Below are 18,427 nucleotides of genomic sequence, written 5' to 3'. Positions count from 1 at the left end.
CTGCTGCCCCTCGCTGCTCCGGACGAGGTGCGGCTCTACGATACGCGGATCGATATATTGCTGAGCCCGGAGCTGTCACCGCAGCTGCCAGACGCCGCGCTCGTCCGCCGGCTCGCCCTGTCCCGCTCGCCGCGACGCGAGCTCGACGCGGCCGCGATCTATTGGGCCTATCAACATACCGCCACCCACCGATTACGTGCACCGCGCGGCGACGGTCACCCCGGTGAGCTCACCCACGCCCAGCGACCATGTGCCCCGGGTGAAGACACCCAGGTCTGATGATGATGATGACGACAACGGTACGGAGATTTCCGAGTGGAACCGCCGCAACGACTCGCGCTCGCGGTGAAGCCCGCGGTGGACCCGGTATTGTCCGCAGCCCGGCCAGGGGGGTCACGCCCCGGGAAGACGCACGCCGTGCCTCGCAGGGACCGCTTGACGGGCGATGCGCGGATCTGCATCGTCGACCGATGCGCCGTGTGATGCTGTCCCTGATCGCTGCCTCCCTCCCCGCCTGTGGCGACAGCGCCGTCACGAGCGCCACCGAGACTGCTGGCGGCAGCTCGACGGTGGGCATGACGAACCCGCCGCCCCCGACCTCGACGGCGACCGAGACCATGAGCGCCACCGACGCGGTCCCCACCGGGGGCTCCGGAAGCGCGAGCAACGGGACCACGGGGACACCCAGCACGGGGACGACCGCGGCCGAGAGCGACTCCACCCCGCTGCTCGACGTCGGCGTCGATACCGAGGCCGACACCGGCGACATCGTCACCTGCGACGACGCGGCCAACAAGCCATCGAACCTCGGCTGCGAGTTTTGGGCGGTCGACATGGACCAGCAGGACGGCCTCAGCGACCCCGCGAGCATGCCCTGGGGGGTCGCCATATCGCCCGCGGGCTTCGGCGACACCGAGGTCACGATCGAGATCAACCTCGCGGCGCCGGGCGAGCCGCTCGACCTCATGGTGGTCAAGCAGCTGTCCATCGGTCAGGACGAGGTCGTGCCCGTCGAGCTGCCGACCCGCGAGCTCGACTGCGGGGTCAAGCCGAACGACTACGCGTCCCCCGGGACCTGCCTGTCGTCGCGGGCCTTCCGGATCACCACGTCGGCGCCGGCCATCGTCTACCAGTTCAACGTCTTCAAGAACGCGTTCTCGAACGACGCGTCGCTGCTCCTGCCGACGCCGGCGCTCGGCAAGCGTTACCGGGTGGTGGGCTGGCCGGCGGGACACCCGATCAAGATCCTCAACATCCTCGATCGCGCGGCCATCACGATCGTCGGCACCGAACCGGACACGACGGTGACCGTGCTGCCGCGCTGGCGCATCAAGGGCAACCCCCCGATCCCTGCGGCCAAGGCGGGTCAGCAGATCGTCGTCAAGCTCGGGCCCTTCGACGTGCTCAACCTCGAGACCGACGACGCCACCTTCCAGGACGACAGCAAGACCATGGCCGACCTCAGCGGCTCGACGGTCATCTCGGACAAGCCGGTGGCGGTGTTCTCCGGGGTCGAGACGACGTCGGCGCCCGGCGGCGTGATCGACATCCCCACATTCCCCGGGTGGACCGACGAGGACACCTGCTGCCTCGACCACCTCGAGGAGCAGCTGTTCCCCGTCGAGTCGCTCGGCGCGAAGTATGTGATCACGCGCAGCCCGATCCGCTCGACCGGCAGCTACCACGAGCCCGACGTGATCCGCTTCGTCGGCGCCGCCGAGGACTCGGCGATCTCCACCAGCCTGCCGGCGCCCTACAACAAGTTCTTGCTCAAGAACGGCGAGGTGCGCACGACCTGGGCCGACGCCGACTTCGTCGCCACCGGCAGCAAGCCCTTCCTGGTCGCCCAGCTGCAGATCAGCCAGGAGTACGTCGAGGGCAACATCACCGGCGACCCCTCGCTGACGGTGTTCCCCGGGGTCGAACAATACCGCGACCAGTATCGCATCCTCACCCCCGCCGACGACGGCCTGTGGGGTTGGCAGGCGAACTACGTCGTGCTCTCGACCCCGACGAGCAATGTGGTCACGATCGACGGCAGCGAGCCCGCGGGCTGTGAGATCAGCCCGGCCGGCAACCTCGACGGCGTCGACTACGAGTCGCGGCGCTGCCCGGTCGGCGAGGGCGTCCACGCCCTCAAGGGCAAGACGCCCTTCGGCGTGGTCGCCTACGGCTACGGTCCGGCCGGGTCCTACGCCTTCCCGGGCGGCGCCGACGTCGAGCCCATCTACGTCCCGCCGCAGTGACGGACCCGGCTGAGGCAGCTCCGTCAGCGCAGCGCGTCGTGCAGGCGCTCGAGCAAGAATCCGAGCACGACCCACACCGGGAGATAGTCGAGCCGGATCAATCCATCGACGTTCCAGCGCGCATAGCTGTAATCCCACGGACAGCGCCCGGTCGCCCGCCGCAGGCCCCAGCCGACCGCGTACTCGACCGCGAAGCACAGCGTCGCCCACCAAAGCCCGCGCAGCGGCCACCACCACCCGCGCACGAGCTCGTGGCAGGGCTCAAACGCCAGACCGGCGAGGCCGTACACCGGGAACATCCACAGGTACGTGTGCCCCGCCAGCCGCCAGCGCTCGGGCGGGGTCATGGCCACCCGCACGCGCACATCGGTGGGATGCTTGCGCGTGCCACTGACCAGCTCGTACGCCGCGGTCCACACGACCTCCGCGGCCCAGCCGAGCACGCCGTAGATGGCGAAGCGAAGCAGCATCGCCGGGAGTATACATCCGCGCGCGCCAGGTACGAAGTGGTCGCGGCGGTCCCCCCGGGCCCAGGACCTTCGCGGCCGACCGCCACCGTGATAATCATCGATGCGTGTCCACTGCCTCGACCCGCGGGCGTGTCCTGGTCGCCCTGCTGTGCGCGGTCGCGCTCGCGCTCACGTGGTCGGGCGTCGGGCCGAAAGATCGTACGACCTGGTGGCTGGAGGTGCTGCCGATCCTGATCGCCGCGCCGCTGCTACTGCTAACATACCGTCGATTCCCGCTCACGACGCTGGTCTATGCGTTGATCGCGGTGCACGCGGTCGTGCTGACGATCGGCGCGCATTATACGTATGCGGAGGTGCCGCTCGGCTTCTGGGTGCGCGACCTGCTGGACCTCGGGCGCAATCACTACGACCGGCTCGGGCACTTCGTGCAGGGCTTCGTGCCGGCGATGGTGGTCCGGGAGATCTTGCTGCGCAGCACGCCGCTGCGGCGCGGGGGCTGGCTGTTCTTCCTCACCTCCGCGGTGTGTCTGGCGATCAGCGCGATGTATGAATTCCTCGAGTGGGCCAGCGCCGTGCTCGGAGGCAGCGCCGCGGACGCGTTCCTCGGGACCCAGGGCGATGTCTGGGACACGCAGTGGGATATGTTCATGTGCCTGATCGGCGCGCTGGTGGCCCAGGTGACGCTCGCACGCGTGCAGGACCGCCAGCTGCTCGACGTGCCCAAGCCGGGCGACGTGCTCACAGCGGGTAGCGGCATGCAGTGAGGCGTCCGAGCTCACGCCTCGCCCAGGAAGGTCGCGCGCTGGCGTGCGGCCCCCTCGGGATCACTGGCGGTGACCGGGTCCGCGATCATCAGGCCTGCGCGGCCTCCGAGCACCGCGAATGCCCTGGCCAGGTCTTCCGACGCGACGACGATCCTCTCGAGCCGCTCGAACTGGAGCGCCGGCTTGAAGTCGGCGCAGCGCTTGACGGTCAGCGAGGCGATCTGGTTGCGCAGCGGGAGCAAGTTCTCGAGGTCGGGCGAGCGCACCATGTAGTGCAGTCCAAACGGGGCGAAGGTCGCCAGCTCGTCGAGATGGGCGATCCCCGTGTGCCTCCCCCGAAGGGTCATCCACTGCACGCCCTGCAACGCGCCGACGCCCGCGACCATCTCGCCATCCAGCTCGAGTTCGACGTGGAGGGTGAGCTCGGCCCGCTCGAAGCAAGCCCGGTACGCCGCGAACACCGACGACGACGACGAGCTCCGCGCGAGAGCTCCGGTCAAGAGGGCGGTCGCAGCACCGCCCGAAAACCACAGCTCCATGGCTGCCATGGAAAATCGTTCCGCGTCGATGAAGTCGACCGCATCGACGATCTTCAGCGCCTTCTCGTAGCTCTTCCACGGACCTTCCATCGGCGGGTCGGCGAAGACCTTCATCAGGTTCAGGTCCTTGAGCAGCGCCTCGAGCCCCGGGCAGCGCTTCGTCAGCGCCTGCAGGAAGGGCGCCTGCGCCTTCTTCAGGGCCGCCGGCTTCGCGCCGTGGGTTGACTTGGGGAGGCTCACTGCGACCACGAGCGCCCGCTCGAGCAGGTCCGGGGGCAGGTCCGCGACCTCGGCGGCCAGCGCCAGAAACGGCTCCGCCTCGGCCGAGTAGCGATTGATCTCGAACAGCAATCCTTGCAAATGGCTCATGATTCCGGTCTCCGAAGGCGCGGGACCATCGCTCATGTGCGACAGTGAATCAAGCGCTAGTTCATGCCCGCCCGCGGTCATCGACACTCGGCCACGCGATCACGCACGCGCTGAGCTCGCGGCGGCCACGCCGTGGCCGCCTCCGATCACGGCGGCGCTGCGTCGGACGCAGCAGCGTCCGCCGGGAGCTCGTCGAGGTCCCCGTCCTCGATCACCGCCTCCTCGTCCTCGTCGTCGCCGCCGACGCCGAACGAGACCGCCTCCTCCGGCGGCCCCGGGTCGTCCGCCTCGACGACGCCGCTGCGGTAGGCCTCGAGGCTCAGCGGGAACTCCCAGTGCCACGGCTCGGTCTTGTAGGGATACCAGCCGAACTCGGACGCGTGCTCCACCAGCCAGCGGTGCAGCGGCTGCTGGCGTTGCGACGGGATGCTGGCCCGCGAGGGGGTGAGGCCGCCGACCCCGAAGTCCACCGCCAGCCCGGTCTCGTGCGGTGAATCGAACGCGAGATACGCCTTCCCCACCTTGACGCTCTTGTACTTGGCGATCAGCACCGCTTCGTACTGCTCACGCGAGGTCCAGCGGTGGGCTCGCCACGCCGAGGCCGCCTTGAGCTCGATGCCGAGGTCGCGCTGCACCGCCACCGCCATCGCGGCGAAGGCCCGGGCCGCGAGTACGTGCAATCGCTTGGGCCCCGGGCTCGAACCGGGCACCGGCGCGAGCAGCGGCGCATCCTTGGCGATGGTGCCATATACCCTCACCTTGACGCGGCGCTCGACATACCCGGCGCCCCCCTGCGGCGTCGCGCTCGCGGCCGCGACCGACACCCCCCCCCCCCCCCCCCCCCCGGGGGCCCCGGCGCGGGGGCCCGGCCCGGGGCCCCGGGGCCCCCGGCGCCCCGGCCCTCCCGCGCGATCGTCCGCGGACCAGCGATACCGTCGGCCTGCAGCCCGTGCTCCTGCTGAAAGCGCTTCAGAGCGGCCGTGGTGCGCCCGCCCGGGATACCGTCGACCACGAGCCCCGGATCGACCAGCTGCCGCAGACAACCCTGCAACCACCTCGTCTGCTCCGCCCCGCTGCTCATGAATCACCCCCGCCGCTGATCACATTAATTCCATTGCGCATGCCACCACCTACCCTCGGATAGTGGTCCCAGGGTCCCTCGCCTGTCAACGCCGGGATGTCCTTCCTGTGATCGCTCGATCGCGCGAAGCGAAGCCAGGACGGCGCCGCCTGGCTCTGCTAGAAGAAGCGCGCCCCATGCCGCATGCAGCCGATCCGCAGACGCGAGTGGAGGGCCGCGGCGAGCGACCCCCCGCCGGCGATCTCGATCGCCCGGAGCGGGCAACCTTGGAGCTCGCCAGCCGACTCGGACGGCTCATCCGCGAGGTGGTGGCGGCCGCGACCGACAAGCCCGCCGCCCGCGAGCAGGTCACGCGGCTCGTGCTCGAGTCTGTCCTCGCCATGTTCGCCGGGCACGTGGAGCTGCTGCCCCTTGGGCCGCCCGCTGTCTCAGGCGGCGACCCACGCCTCATCCTCTCGCCAGCCCAGGTCCGCGTCCTCGCGGACGCGGCGCGTGACTTCCACTGGGAGGATATTCGGCCCGAGATCCTCGGCTCCATCTTCGAACAGGCGCTCGATCCGGACCAACGCCACGAGCTCGGGGCGCACTTCACACGCGAAGCCGACATCGCCCGCGTGGTCGGCCCGAGCGTGGTCGCCCCCTGGCAGGCGCTCATCGCCGCGATTCGCACGCCCGCCGACGCCGAGCAGGCGATCGCGCGGATGCAGGCATTCCATGTCCTCGACCCGGCCTGCGGCTGCGGCAACTTTCTATACGTCGTCTATCGCGCGATGAAGCGGCTGGAGGCCGCCCTCGCCGACCGGTGGACCAAGCTCCATGCGGACATTACGCCGCCGCCGCCCGGTCCCTGGTTCACCGTCCAGCAGCTCCACGGGATCGAGATCGACGGACTCGCGGCGTCCGTCGCCCGGGTGGTCCTCGCTATCGCCGAGCAGCTCGTCAGCCGCGAGCTCGGACTCCCCGCGCCCACCCGGCCCGTCGGCGCCCATGACAGCACGATCCGCCACGCCGACGCGCTCGTCGTCGACTGGCCCCGCCCCGCGGGCGAGCTCGCCATCGTCGGCAACCCGCCCTTCCTCGGCGTCCGCAAGCTGCGGCGGGCGTTCGGCGACCCACGGGCCCTGCAGCTGTTCGCCCGCTATCCGGGCAATCGCGGCGCCGACTATGCGACCTACTGGTTCACCCGCGCGCTCGAGCTGCTGCGGCCGGGGGAGCGCGCCGGATATGTGTGCACCAACTCGATCGCCCAGAACGAGGGCCGCGCGGCCAGCATCGACCCGGTGCTCGCGGCCGGCGGGACCATCACCGACGCCTGGAGGTCGTACCCGTGGCCGGGCGAGGCCGCCGTGCACATTGCGATCGTCAACTGGGTGATGTCGCCGTGGCCGGGCCCCCGCACCCTGGAGGGTCGGGTCGTCCCCGCGATCTCGCCGGGCCTGACGGAGGCGGTCGACGTGACGACCGCGCGGCAACTCCGGAGAAACACGGGCCTGTGCTTCATGGGCGTGACCTCGGGGAACGAGGGCTTCGTGCTGACGAACGAGCAACGCGCGGAGATCGTCCGCGGCGATCCAGGTTCGGCGGCGGTGATCCGGCCGCTCCTGATCGGGCGCGACGTGAGCCGCGATCCCGGGCAGCGGCCGACCCGGCATATCATCGACTTCGCCGCCATGGACCAGGGCGAGGCCCAGACCTACGCGGGCGCCTATCGCCACCTGCTGCGCCATGTCTACGCGAAGAAGCACTCGGGCGCCGAGCGCAAGACCGACGCCGAGAAGCTGCGATGGTGGCAATTCGTCCGCCCGCGCCCGCGCATGCGCGCCGCCATCGCGGCGCTCCCGTGCGTGCTCGTCATCCCCTGCGTCGCGCCGCACCTGGTCGTCTCGCGCCAGGCGCGGGCCACCTGCTTCGACCACCAGCTCATGGTCGTCGCCCTCCACGAATACTATCACTTTGGGATCCTGCAATCTCAGCTTCACGCCATCTGGGCCCGGGCCCGCGGCTCGACCCTGAAGGGCGACCTCCGCTACACCAACACGACGATCTTCGAGACCTTCCCCTTCCCTCCCCTGTCCGCCGCCCGCTATGTCCCCGGCGCACGTCCACCGGGCAGCAAGGCCGACCGGGTGGCCGAGACCGCCGAGACCTTCGACCGCACGCGCGCCGCGGCCTGCAAACAGCGGGGCCCTGGGTCCTCACCCGGCTGCATCACCAGATCCACAGGATGGCCGGGGCACCTCGCCGCTGCACTCGGCGCACGACGCGTTGAACGACGCGGTCACGGACTGCTACGACTTCCCCGCCGGTGTATGGCGCGACGAGCGTGAGACCCTGCGACTGCTGCTCCAGCTAAACCACCGGATCGCTGATCTCTCCTGAGCACCGCGGGCCCGGCACATCCGCGAAAGCTCGATGCCTCCGGGCCGCGTTCAGAGCCCACCGCGGGGGCTGGCCAGGAGCTTGGCGGAGGTGTACCGTGCGCAAATGAGCTCGTCAGACCGCGCCACGCTCCTGGTTTTTTGCTCTGCGGCCGTCTCGGCGACCCTCGCATGCGGGGACGATTCGCAGGGCTCGGCGAGCGCCTCCGACTCCGCGACCGCGGTCACGAACCCGACCAACCCGACCAACCCCACCAACGGGGCGACCGAACCCACGACCGGCGTCAGCGCGACCGATGGTTCCGCCTCCGCCTCCGACGCCACCGGCCCGGACGTGCCCACCACCACCGGCGGCAACGGGCCCAAGCTCGACCTCGGCGTGCCGGACGGGGGCCTCGCCTGCGGCTGTGAGTTCAACTATGTCTGGGTCGCCAACTCCGTGGAGGGCACGGTCTCGAAGATCAATATGACCACCCTCGCCGAAGAGGCCCGCTATATCACGCGACCCGACGGCATGGGCAACCCCTCGCGGACCTCGGTCTCGCTCAAGGGCGACGTCGCGGTCGCCAACCGCCACGGCGGCCTCGTCAAGTTCTACGCGGACAAGGCGGATTGCAAGGACACCAACGGGGTCCCGGGCATCCAGACCTCGACCGGCAAGGATGACGTGCTCGCGTGGGACATGGAGGAGTGCCGCGCCTGGTACATCGATTTCCCGACCAGCAACCAGCGCCCGGTCGCGTGGACGCAGGGCTCGGTCCTGCCGGGCAGCTGCAACACCACCGGCGAGAAGGTGTGGACGGTGATGAGCGAGAAGCCGGGCCTGTTCCCCGGGATGGGCGCTGCCGGCGGCGTCATCGTCTCGCTGGTCGACGGCGAGACCGGCAAGATCGACAAGCAGATCACCATCCCGACCTTCTCGGGCGAGGGTTACGGGGCCTACGGCGCCGCCGTGAACACCCACGGCGACCTCTTCTTCACCCCGCTCGGCTTCCTCGGCCAGAGCAAGATGGCGCGCGTGTACATCGACAACTTCGCCTACAAGATCTGGAAGGTGCCGACGGAGGTCGGGCCCTACGGGATCACCGTCGACCACAAGAATCGCGTCTGGCTGTCCTCCAACGCGGTCAGCATGATCGGCGCGGGCCGCTTCGACCCGGAGACCGAGACCTGGGACCTCGTGCCCGGGTTCTACAGCGGCGCCGGTCTGGCCGAGGGCCTCGATGACTTGATGTGGGTCGCCTCGGGCAACGGCATCACCGCCGTGAACATCGAGACCCTCGCGCTCGGCCCGGTCTTCAAGACGCCGTATTACATGAAGGGCATCGGCTTCGACGCCAAGGGCTTCCTGTGGGCCGTCAACTACTCCGATGTCGATGACGGCAACAACCCGATCGACCCCGAGGTCGTCATGAAGATCGACGTCGACACGCTGACGGTCGTCGACTCCTACGACGGCCTCAATCGCCCGTATACATACTCCGACTTCACCGGCAACGCGCTCTTCAACGTCACCTGCCTGCCGCCGCTGTAGGCGGCAGGCGGAGGGCTCCGGGAGTCTCTTGTGGTCCTGCAGCCCGACCGGCTGCTCTGCGACCTATCATACAGCGAGATAGCAGCCGCCAGTATCCCAATAGCAATACTCTTGCATCTCGCAGGTGGCCTGGTCGTGGAAGTAGTTGCAGCGGACGATGCACACGTCCTGGCTGAGCAGGTAGATACACTCGAACATGCTCGAGCAGGTCTCGTCCTGGCCGTCGTACATGCGACAGTCGGGCAATTCGCCGCTCGTGCTACCAGCTGTACCCGCTTCTGTACCTGTGGTGCCGGTGCTGGTTGGCATCATCTCAGTCGTGGCCTCCGCCTTGCCCGTGGAACCAGTGGTGGTCCCGTCCTTGCCGCCGCACGCAGGTGCAACCGAGGAGACCGCCAGCACGGCCGGTACGATCAAATCGCGTCGAATGGTGGTCAGCAGGCGGTCTCGTCGCACCGCGACACCGTATCACGGGCCATGCGTCAGCTCGCCGCCGCAGCGACACGAGCCGAGCGACTTCGCACCGTGCTTTTGTCGGCCGTCACCCCGGGGCTCCGGTAGACTCGCGGCATGTCGACCTCGCGGGCCGCAGCACCCCTCCCCGGTACCCTGATGCTCGTGTTGATTACGGCGTGTGGCGGACCCAATGCGCCCGCGCCCGCGCCGACACCCGTGGCCGCCGCACCGATCGCAGCGGCGCCCGAGCCCGTCAGCCCGCCGCCCACCACGGCCGTGAGCCCGCCCGCGCCCACCCTGCCCCCGGTGGTGCGAGCGATCGCCGCCGGCAGCAGCCATACCTGCCTGCTGCTATCGGACACCAGCGTGCGCTGCTGGGGCATGAATGATGAGGGGCAGCTCGGCATCGCGGCGCCGCAAGCCGCGACGCCGGCGACGATCAAGGGGCTGACCGGTGTGGTCGAGCTGGCGCTCGGCGATAATTTCAGCTGCGCGCGGCGCAGCGACGGCACCGTCGAATGCTGGGGCAGCGATTCGATGGGCCAGCTCGGTACGGGCTCGACCCTCGGCGCCACGCGAGCGACGCCAGCGGCGGTGCAGGGCCTCGCGGGCGCGACCCAGATCGACGCCGGTGACTGGCACGCGGCGGCGCTGCTCGGCGACGGGAGCCTCCGCTTCTGGGGCCGCAACAACGTCGGGCAATTCGGCGACGGCAGCGAGGTCGACCGTCCGGCCCCGACGCCGGGCCCCCGCCGCTCACGGGCGTGAAGCAGATCGCGCTCGGGGGATTCCACGGCTGCGCCGTGATGGCCGACCAGACCGTGCAATGCTGGGGCTGGAACGAGTTCGGCCAGCTCGGCGACGGCAGCGTCGGCAAGCAGGCGGTGAAGCGCACGCCCGTCGTCGTCCCGAAGCTCGCCGGCGTGAAGCAGCTGTCGATCGGTGAGAACCACAGCTGCGCGCTGCACGACACCGGCGCGGTGAGCTGCTGGGGCTCCAACGAATACGGCCAGCTCGGCCGGGGATCGCGGCGCGACAGCACGGCGCCCGTCGCGGTGGCCGGGTTGCAGGGCGTGGTCGAGATCTCGACGGGCGGCTATCATAGCTGCGCGCGCCTCACGGACGGCGCGCTGCGCTGCTGGGGCAGCAATGGCAACAGTCAGCTCGGCGACGGCAGCACCCACGACCGCGACGCCCCGGTCGCCGTCGCCGAGGTCGGCACTGCGACGCAGATCGTCGCGGGCCGCGAGCACAGCTGCGCCCTGCGCAGCGACGGCGCCGTGTGGTGCTGGGGTCGCCGGCCCGGCCTGCAGTTCGGGCGCGTCACAGCGGACGGCGCCTGGCCTGGCCCCGTCAGCCTGTGACGCGCCACGCAGCGCCACGGTGGCAGGGGTGGCGCGAGCGGACCGCTGAACAGCGAGCCCACGGCGATTGCGTCGCGAACCGCGGTATCGTCGCGGCCGCATGCCCAGCCCCGGCTTCCACGCCCCGCATACGGCGATCGTCCGCGACGTACCCGACGCATATCTGCATTGCCTCCGCAGCGGTGAGCTCCCGCTCGACGTGGCGCGGGCTCGCCTGCAACATCGCGACTACGTCGCGGCGCTCGCCGCCGCGGGCGTCGAGGTCCTGCGCCTGGCCGCCGATGAGGCCCACCCGGACGCCTGCTTCATCGAGGACACGGCGGTGATCCTGGGGGCGCACGCGTTGATCTCCCGGCCCGGCGCGCCGTCTCGCCGCGGCGAGTGCGGGCCGGTCGCCGCGGCCCTGCGCGCGCGCTGCGAGCTGCACACGATGGCGGCGCCGGCGATCCTCGATGGCGGCGACGTCCTCCGCGCCGGCCCGCTGCTGTTCGTCGGCCTGTCGCAACGCACCGACGCCGCGGGCGCCCGGAGCCTCGCCGCCGTCGCGGCGCGCGAGGGCCTCGAGCTGCGCACCGTCCCGGTCGCGGCCGGCCTCCACCTCAAGAGCGCGGTCACGCTGATCGACGAACACACGCTGGTGCTGCACGACGGCGCGCTCGACCCTGCACCGTTCACTGCGGCGGGCCTCGACCTGCTACGCGTGTCCGAACCGGCTGGCGGCAACGTCCTCGCCCTCGGGCCCCGCCTGCTGGTCTCCGCCGACGCGCCAGCCACCGCGGCGCTGCTGCTCGGCCGCGGTTACGAGGTGGTGAGCCTCGACGTCTCCGAGTTTCACCGGGGCGATGGCGCGTTGACCTGCCTCTCGCTGCGCCTGCCTGCTCCCGGTACATGGTGCGCCTGACCGACACCAGCGCGACCTGACCCGGCGGACCCTGCGCATCGGGCGACCGTCCGCCGCTCACTCAGGAGGACCAGCGACGGCCCGTCACGGACGCCGCCGGACGCGCGAGGCCCGTGCGCTCGCCAGCGGGGTGCTGGTTCCTCGCAGGCCCACGCGAGGACCGGCACAGCGGCGCCCGGGCGCCAGCGCCGGTGCGCATGGCGTGAGCCTCTCGCGAGGAACGGGGCATGGTGCGTGATGGACGATGACACGACCGCCGGCCCGGCCCGGCGCAAGCTCCTGCGTCCCAAGGCCCTCGCGCCGCGGAGCCTGCCGACGCGCACCGCGACCCTCGCCGCCCCGCTGCGCGTCCGCATCAAGCCGTCCGCGCTCGCGGCTGGCGGCAGCCCAGTGGCGCTGCGCAAGCAGGCGAAGGCGGTGCTGCTGAAGGCCGGGGCGCTGCAGAGCGCCATCCTCAACAGCGCCAACTTCTCGAGCATCGCCACCGACGCCAAGGGCGTCATCCAGATCTTCAACGTCGGCGCCGAGCGCATGCTCGGCTATACGGCCGCCGAGGTGCTGAACAAGATCACGCCCGCGGATATCTCCGATCCGCAGGAGGTGATCGCCCGCGCGAGGGCCCTGAGCATCGAGCTCGGGACCCCGATCACGCCGGGCTTCGAGGCGCTGGTGTTCAAGGCCTCGCGCGGCATCGAGGACATCTACGAGCTGACCTACTTCCGCAAGGACGGCAGCCGATTCCCGGCGGTGGTCTCGGTCACGGCGCTGCGCGACGCCCCCGGCGCGATCATCGGCTATCTCCTGATCGGCACCGATAACACGGCGCGCAAGCTCGTCGAGGCCGAGCAGAAGAAGCTCGACCAGCGCCTGCGCGACCAGCAGTTTTATACGCGCTCGCTGATCGAGTCCAACATCGACGCGCTGATGACCACCGACCCCTCCGGCATCATCACCGACGTGAACAAGCAGATGGAGGCGCTCACCGGCTCGACCCGCGACGAGCTGATCGGCGCCCCGTTCAAGGACTATTTCACCGACCCGGAGCGCGCCGAGGCCGGCATTCGGCGGGTGCTCAGCGAGAAGAAGGTCACCGACTACGAGCTGACGGCCTGCGCGCGCAACGGCAAGCGGACGGTCGTGTCCTACAACGCGACCACCTTCTATGACCGCGGTCGCACCTTGCAGGGCGTGTTCGCCGCGGCGCGCGACATCACCGAGCGCAAGCTCGTGGAGGCGGAGCTCAAGCAGGCCCGGGCCGTGGCCGAGAGCGCGAGCCGGACCAAGTCGGACTTCCTGGCCAGCATGAGCCACGAGATCCGTACGCCGATGAACGCGATCATGGGCATCGCCGACCTGCTGGCGAAGACCCGGCTGACGCCGGAGCAGGACAAGTATGTGCAGATCTTCCGCCGCGCCGGCGACAACCTGCTCAATCTCATCAATGACATCCTCGACCTCTCCAAGGTCGAGGCCTCGCAGCTCGAGCTCGAGCGGACCGGCTTCTCGCTGGTCGACCTGCTGGAGAAGGTGACGGAGATGGTGGCGGTCCGGGCCCATGAGAAGCGGCTGACCCTGATCTGCGAGATCGCCCCGGACGTGCCGACCGAGCTGGTCGGCGACCCGACCCGCCTGCGCCAGGTGCTGCTCAATCTGGTCGGCAACGCGATCAAGTTCACGGAGTCCGGCGAGGTGTCGCTGCACGTCATGCCGGACGCGGACTCCTCGGTGCCGACCGCGCTGCGCTTCACGGTCTCCGACACGGGCATCGGCATCCCCGGCGAGAAATTGAGCCGGGTGTTCGAACGCTTCATGCAAGCCGACTCGTCGACGACCCGCAGGTTCGGCGGCTCGGGGCTGGGTCTCACGATCTCGCGGCGCCTGGTCGAGCTGATGGGCGGGCGCATCTGGGTCGAGAGCGTGGTCAACCAGGGCAGCGTGTTCTCGTTCGCCGTGCCGTTCGAGATCTGGGCCGGAGCCACGCGGCGGGCGGCGGTGCCGGTCGACGCGGGGCCCGAGTCGCCACCGCGGGCGCTGCGGATCTTGCTGGCCGAGGACTCGCCCGACAACTGCACGATCACGATCGCATACCTGGAGGACACGCCGTACCGGGTCGAGATCGCCGAGACCGGCGCGATCGCCTGCGAGATGTTCGCGGCCCGCCACTACGACCTCGTCCTGATGGACCGCCAGATGCCGGTGATGGACGGCCTCACGGCGACGCGGACGATCCGCGCGTGGGAGCAGGCCAACGACCGCCCGCCGACGCCGATCCTCGCGCTGACGGCCTCGGCCCTCAAGGGCGACCGCGAGAAGTGCCTCGCGGCCGGCTGCACCGCGTTCCTGACCAAGCCGATCAAGCAGGATGTGCTGCTGCAGGCGATCCAGGAGCATTCGCGGGCCGCACCGCCATCCGCGGAGACCGGCCCGGCCGGGCCCATCCACCCGACCTTGGCGGCGCGCGTGCCCATGTTCCTGCAGAGCCGCCGGCAGGACGTCATCACGATGTTCGACGCCCTGGCGCGCGGCGACTTCGAGACGGTCGAGCGCCTCGGACACTGCATGAAGGGCGCGGGGGCCAGCTTCGGCTTCCAGGCGATCACCGATATCGGCGCGGCCCTCGAACAGGTGGCCAGGAGCACCGACGCCCGGGCCTCGCGCGATCGCGTGAATGAACTGTCAAGATACCTGGACCGCGTCGGCAGCGGCGCACCGCCCGGCGCGCGGCCACAGGGCGACGCCTTGGCCAGTGTGACCCATGCGACCACTGTCGCGACAGCGCGCACGATCGTGCTCGTGGAGGACAGCGACGACATTCGCGTGACCTTCCGCGAGCTCCTCGAACACAGCGGATATCGCGTCGAGGAGACGGCCGACGGGGTCGAGGGGCTGGCGCGCATCCTCGCGGTGAAGCCCGACGTGGCGATCATCGACGTCGGCCTGCCACGAATGGACGGCTACGAGGTGGCGCGGCGGGTCCGCGCGGCGCTCGGCAGCACCGTCTTGCTCATCGCCATGACCGGACACGCAGACGAGAACGATCGCCTCCAGGCGCTCGCGGCCGGCTTCGATACCCATGTCACCAAGCCCGTCGACCTCGCGCTGCTCGAGCGGATCTTGGCGGCCCGCCGCGGGCCTGTCTAGGCTGCGGAGCCTGGCGAGGCCAGTGCACGCAGCACGGCGCGGCGAGTGATCCGCAGCTCGATCACCAGGAGGGTGACATAGATCAGCGCCAGGCAGGGCACGAACGCTGGCGGATAGTCCCGCGGATAGGTGGCACGGTCCATGGTCAGCTCGGTGACGATGCCGCCGAGAAATACGACGAGGGCGCCGGTCGCGATGCCATCCGGGCGCACGGTCCAGCGCCCACCCGGGTGCAGCTGGACGCGGGTGCGAGGAATGAGCAGCCGCAGGAGCCCCCGCGGTGGCAGCCGGCGCCGCCGGGTCGCGCTCGCCTTGTCAGCCAGGCCGACCACGTCGAACGCGCCGCTGCGCAGCAGCAGCTCGCGCGCGGGCGAGGGGGGTTCGGCGGACTTCGGGGGCGCGTAGAGGCCGGGCATGGGCGGGTCTCACCGAGCGTGCGCCGCCGGGCCGCGCCTGTCGATCCCAAATCTCGCCCGGTCGACGCGGGCGAGCGGCCCGGGGCCGCCCGGGCCGCCCCGGGCCGCCCCGCCGGGTTCGCGGGCCCCGTATCCCGGAGCCCGCGGACCCGCGCTTCGATCAGTCCGGCTCTGGCACGCAGACCAGCTCGGTCGGGGTCTTGTTATTGTTTTCCTTGCACTCATTGAGCACACCCATCATTTTGTCGTCCTCGTCGACCACCGCCCAGATCTCGCTGGGCTTCTGGTCGGTGACGAAGTTCAGCTGCACCTGCTCGCTGGCCCCCGCCGGCAGCGGACCGACCGTGACCGCCGTGCCGAGGTAGCCGAGCGTCTGCTCGTAGAACGACACCTTCACCCCCGGGCCGACCCCGAGGCAGCCGAGGTTCGCCACGGTGACCGTCATCTCGAGGGCCGGGCACGACTCGTAGACGACCCCCAGGTCCTTCGCCTGCAGGTCCGGGGCGCAGAAGACGCTGTCGCCCTCGCCCTGGGCGTTGCGACGATAGCTGTTGTACGGCTCGCCCATCGGCGTCGACCAGCTCGGCGGCTCAATCGTCGGGATCTCGCCAATGAGGCCGACGTTGGTGATATGATACGAATGCTGGTTCCACACGGGACGGGTCGAGACCCAGTTGTCACGCAGGTCGCCCCAAACCTCGATCCCCGCGTCGAGCTTGAAGCCGCTGTCGTTGTTGGTCGGGAACACGATCTCCGCCTTGAAATCGCCGTCCACGTCCGCGATCACCGGGTATTCGGTGCGCGTACGCGACGAATTGCGGTCGCGGAACAGCACCTCAGCGTCGGTCATGTTGCCGTCGCAGGCCGGGCCCTTGGGGTTCTTCTTGCAGTCCGGCTCGACGCCCGGGTAGATGCGAATGTACACCTCGTCGTTGTAGACGACCTCGTTGTTGCCGTCGCCGTCGAAGTCGAAGACCGAGCTGCCCGTGACCTGCGACGAGCCGTCCTGGGTCACCGCGCCCCACAGCTTGCTGAAGGCGTTGCCGCCCGCGTACTTGTATACGATATACTGGCTCGATCCAGCCGCCGCGACCTCGGGCACCTTGTCGCCGTCGAAGTCGGCGATGTTGGGCGGGCCGCCCTTGCCGCCGTTGGGGATCGGTGCCTGGGCGAGCACGACGCCGGTCTGACCGTTGAGCGCGTAGATATTCGCGTTCGAGACCAGGATCACCTCGGGCTTATTGTCGCCGTTGAAATCGGCGATCCCGCAGAAGCCGTCGGACTGCGCGGCGGTCCACAGCACCTTGCCGACCAGGGTGTTGTTGGCCACCAGGCCCGTGAAGGTGTAGGCGGTGCGGCCGGCGATCAGTTCCGGGCGGCCGTCGTCATTGAGGTCGGCGAGGCAGGAGATCGGCCCCTGGCCGTTGAGACCGATGCCCGGCACGCCCTCGTAGAGCTTCTTGCCCTTCGAGTCGTAGAGCGCCGCGCCAAACACGACCTCGTTTTCGCCGTCGTTGTCGATGTTGGCGATCGCGACCGCGCCGCTGCCGGTCGCGCCCGTGAACGGGGCGGACTTCCACAGGCCCGTGCCATCGTGCTTGAAGGCGAGCAGGGTCTTGCCCTGGCCCTCGATGACGATCTCGGCGTAGCCGTCGTTCTCGAGGTCGCCGATCGCCGGGCTCGCCGTGCTGTTGGTGCGCCAGGCCGGGTCGGCGTTGGTCCACACCTTCGCGCCGGTGTCGCCGCGGATCGCCCGCAGCACGCCGTCGCTGGTGATCGTCAGGTTGCGGTAGGTGTTGAAGACGATCTCCGGCGTGCAGTCGCGGTCAAGGTCGGCGACCGCCGCGATCGACGACGACTGGTTGTGCGTCGGCATGTCGTTGCCGGCGACGTCGAGGTGCGGCCAGGTCACCTTGCAGAAGCCGGCGTCGCACTCCTCGGCCGTCTGACACTGCGAAACGTTGGCGCAGGCGACCTTGGCCCGGGTGCCCCAGGTGAAGCTCGGGACCGGCTCGAACATCGCCGACGGCGGGATGTACTGGCAGTCCTCGTCGGCCGCCGAGGGCAGGCACAGCTTGAGATCCAGGTCGCAGAAGAAGCCATCCGGACAGTCGCCCTCGTCGATCGTCGCGCAGGTGGCCTGCATGCACGCGCCGCCCGGCACCACGCAGGCGCCGAGGTGGCACAGCTCATTGTCGGCGCAGCAGTCCTGCTGTGGGCCGCAGGGCGGCGGTCCGCCGCAGTCCTTCTGACACTGCCCCTCGACGCACAGATCGCCCTCGGCGCAGCACACGTCGCCGCACTCGAGCTCGACGGGACAGACTCCGCCGGTGGTGCCCGCCGAGGTGCCGCCGGTGTCCGTGCCGGTGCCCGGGCCGCTCCCCGTCGTCATGCCGGAGTCGGTCGCGCTGGCGGTCGCCGTCGCCGTCGCCGTCGCCGTCGCCGTCGCCGTCACCGTGTCCGTGACGCTGCCCATCGACGTGCCCTGGCTGTCGGTCGCCGACATGCTGCCCTGGGTCGCCGAGCCGTCGGTCGCGCTCGTGGGTCCGCCCGGGTCGCCGCTGGTCGGTGCCCCCTGGGTGGTCCCCCCGGTGGCGCCTTCGGTGGCTCCGCTGGCACTGGCCCCGCCGTCGTCGCCGCAGCCGACGCCGAACACAACACCCCATCCCACGACCCACTTACTGTATCCCATGGATCGATAGTATCCCGACGCGGGAGATAGCGAGAGTCTGCGAGCGAGTACGCTGCGCACTTGCACGCATGTTGCC

The 18,427-nt window shown here is 70.0% G+C and carries 16 protein-coding genes; 9 read left to right on the top strand and 7 right to left on the bottom strand.

Annotation, left to right across the window (positions count from 1 at the left end):
• The first annotated feature begins 27 nt into the window (after positions 1–27).
• Together IPJ59_RS17780 and IPJ59_RS17775 are read left to right on the top strand one after the other, a co-directional pair.
• Positions 28–279, top strand: coding sequence for a hypothetical protein (locus tag IPJ59_RS17780; protein ID WP_293272610.1), 252 nt, complete (start codon positions 28–30; stop codon positions 277–279).
• A 203-nt stretch (positions 280–482) separates the two neighbouring features.
• Positions 483–2,246, top strand: coding sequence for an IgGFc-binding protein (locus tag IPJ59_RS17775; protein WP_293272609.1), 1,764 nt, complete (start codon positions 483–485; stop codon positions 2,244–2,246).
• 23 nt (positions 2,247–2,269) lie between these two features.
• Here the strand turns inward: IPJ59_RS17775 and IPJ59_RS17770 are convergent, their stop codons facing one another.
• Positions 2,270–2,716, bottom strand: a complete 447-nt coding sequence (locus IPJ59_RS17770; protein WP_293257043.1) for a putative ABC transporter permease — start codon at positions 2,714–2,716, stop codon at positions 2,270–2,272.
• A gap of 104 nt (positions 2,717–2,820) precedes the next feature.
• On the opposite strand from IPJ59_RS17770, the gene IPJ59_RS17765 reads away from it, so the two are divergent.
• Positions 2,821–3,480, top strand: a complete 660-nt coding sequence (locus IPJ59_RS17765; protein WP_293272608.1) for a DUF2238 domain-containing protein — start codon at positions 2,821–2,823, stop codon at positions 3,478–3,480.
• Between the two features lie 11 nt (positions 3,481–3,491).
• Here the strand turns inward: IPJ59_RS17765 and IPJ59_RS17760 are convergent, their stop codons facing one another.
• The 3 genes from IPJ59_RS17760 to IPJ59_RS37875 form a co-directional block, all read right to left on the bottom strand.
• The gene (locus IPJ59_RS17760) at positions 3,492–4,424 is read right to left on the bottom strand and encodes a hypothetical protein (protein ID WP_293272607.1); all 933 of its coding nucleotides are present in this window, start codon (positions 4,422–4,424) and stop codon (positions 3,492–3,494) included.
• A gap of 110 nt (positions 4,425–4,534) precedes the next feature.
• A complete protein-coding gene (locus tag IPJ59_RS17755; RefSeq protein ID WP_293272606.1) occupies positions 4,535–5,212 on the bottom strand; it encodes a D-alanyl-D-alanine carboxypeptidase family protein in 678 nt (225 codons plus the stop codon).
• A complete protein-coding gene (locus IPJ59_RS37875; protein WP_366524620.1) occupies positions 5,143–5,469 on the bottom strand; it encodes a peptidoglycan-binding domain-containing protein in 327 nt (108 codons plus the stop codon). Before IPJ59_RS37875 ends, IPJ59_RS17755 begins: the two co-directional genes overlap by 70 nt.
• Before the next feature lie 176 nt (positions 5,470–5,645).
• Between IPJ59_RS37875 and IPJ59_RS17750 the strand changes: the two genes are divergently transcribed.
• Both IPJ59_RS17750 and IPJ59_RS17745 read left to right on the top strand, forming a co-directional pair.
• The gene (locus IPJ59_RS17750) at positions 5,646–7,796 is read left to right on the top strand and encodes a DNA methyltransferase (RefSeq protein WP_293272605.1); all 2,151 of its coding nucleotides are present in this window, start codon (positions 5,646–5,648) and stop codon (positions 7,794–7,796) included.
• A gap of 157 nt (positions 7,797–7,953) precedes the next feature.
• A complete protein-coding gene (locus IPJ59_RS17745; RefSeq protein WP_293272604.1) occupies positions 7,954–9,381 on the top strand; it encodes an NHL repeat-containing protein in 1,428 nt (475 codons plus the stop codon).
• Between the two features lie 66 nt (positions 9,382–9,447).
• On the opposite strand, the gene IPJ59_RS17740 is transcribed toward IPJ59_RS17745, so the two are convergent.
• Positions 9,448–9,783, bottom strand: coding sequence for a hypothetical protein (locus IPJ59_RS17740; protein WP_293257081.1), 336 nt, complete (start codon positions 9,781–9,783; stop codon positions 9,448–9,450).
• Positions 9,784–9,951: 168 nt separating this feature from the next.
• Here IPJ59_RS17740 and IPJ59_RS17735 point away from each other — a divergent pair, with 168 nt between their 5' ends.
• The 4 genes from IPJ59_RS17735 (at position 9,952) to IPJ59_RS17720 (ending at position 15,243) form a co-directional block, all read left to right on the top strand.
• A complete protein-coding gene (locus IPJ59_RS17735; RefSeq protein WP_293272603.1) occupies positions 9,952–10,605 on the top strand; it encodes an RCC1 domain-containing protein in 654 nt (217 codons plus the stop codon).
• On the top strand, positions 10,602–11,201 hold the full coding sequence (locus tag IPJ59_RS17730) for an RCC1 domain-containing protein (RefSeq protein ID WP_293272602.1): 600 nt from the start codon (positions 10,602–10,604) through the stop codon (positions 11,199–11,201). Before IPJ59_RS17735 ends, IPJ59_RS17730 begins: the two co-directional genes overlap by 4 nt.
• Positions 11,202–11,301: 100 nt before the next feature.
• Entirely contained in the window at positions 11,302–12,102 is an 801-nt protein-coding gene (locus IPJ59_RS17725; protein WP_293257087.1) for a dimethylarginine dimethylaminohydrolase family protein, read from the top strand.
• Positions 12,103–12,339: 237 nt separating this feature from the next.
• The gene (locus IPJ59_RS17720; RefSeq protein ID WP_293272601.1) at positions 12,340–15,243 is read left to right on the top strand and encodes a response regulator; all 2,904 of its coding nucleotides are present in this window, start codon (positions 12,340–12,342) and stop codon (positions 15,241–15,243) included.
• On the opposite strand, the gene IPJ59_RS17715 is transcribed toward IPJ59_RS17720, so the two are convergent.
• Positions 15,240–15,659, bottom strand: a complete 420-nt coding sequence (locus tag IPJ59_RS17715; protein WP_293272600.1) for a hypothetical protein — start codon at positions 15,657–15,659, stop codon at positions 15,240–15,242. The genes IPJ59_RS17720 and IPJ59_RS17715 overlap by 4 nt on opposite strands.
• 160 nt (positions 15,660–15,819) lie before the next feature.
• Complete coding sequence (locus IPJ59_RS17710) at positions 15,820–18,351, bottom strand: FG-GAP repeat domain-containing protein (protein WP_293272599.1); 2,532 nt, start codon at positions 18,349–18,351, stop codon at positions 15,820–15,822.
• Positions 18,352–18,427 lie beyond the last annotated feature (76 nt).

The sequence above is a fragment of the Nannocystis sp. genome (genome assembly GCF_016714285.1).
Lineage (GTDB): Bacteria > Myxococcota_A > Polyangia > Nannocystales > Nannocystaceae > Nannocystis.
The sequence above is the reverse complement of the archived record's forward strand: the minus strand, read 5'-3'. Positions and strand labels throughout refer to the sequence as shown.

Coding starts and splice junctions, on each gene's coding strand:
- IPJ59_RS17775 (WP_293272609.1), top strand. CDS start 483: ATGCTGTCCCTGATCGCTGCCTCCCTCCCCGCCTGTGGCGACAGCGCC.
- IPJ59_RS17770 (WP_293257043.1), bottom strand. CDS start 2,716: ATGCTGCTTCGCTTCGCCATCTACGGCGTGCTCGGCTGGGCCGCGGAG.
- IPJ59_RS17760 (WP_293272607.1), bottom strand. CDS start 4,424: ATGAGCGATGGTCCCGCGCCTTCGGAGACCGGAATCATGAGCCATTTG.
- IPJ59_RS37875 (WP_366524620.1), bottom strand. CDS start 5,469: ATGAGCAGCGGGGCGGAGCAGACGAGGTGGTTGCAGGGTTGTCTGCGG.
- IPJ59_RS17750 (WP_293272605.1), top strand. CDS start 5,646: ATGCCGCATGCAGCCGATCCGCAGACGCGAGTGGAGGGCCGCGGCGAG.
- IPJ59_RS17745 (WP_293272604.1), top strand. CDS start 7,954: ATGAGCTCGTCAGACCGCGCCACGCTCCTGGTTTTTTGCTCTGCGGCC.
- IPJ59_RS17735 (WP_293272603.1), top strand. CDS start 9,952: ATGTCGACCTCGCGGGCCGCAGCACCCCTCCCCGGTACCCTGATGCTC.
- IPJ59_RS17725 (WP_293257087.1), top strand. CDS start 11,302: ATGCCCAGCCCCGGCTTCCACGCCCCGCATACGGCGATCGTCCGCGAC.
- IPJ59_RS17720 (WP_293272601.1), top strand. CDS start 12,340: ATGGACGATGACACGACCGCCGGCCCGGCCCGGCGCAAGCTCCTGCGT.
- IPJ59_RS17715 (WP_293272600.1), bottom strand. CDS start 15,659: ATGCCCGGCCTCTACGCGCCCCCGAAGTCCGCCGAACCCCCCTCGCCC.
- IPJ59_RS17710 (WP_293272599.1), bottom strand. CDS start 18,351: ATGGGATACAGTAAGTGGGTCGTGGGATGGGGTGTTGTGTTCGGCGTC.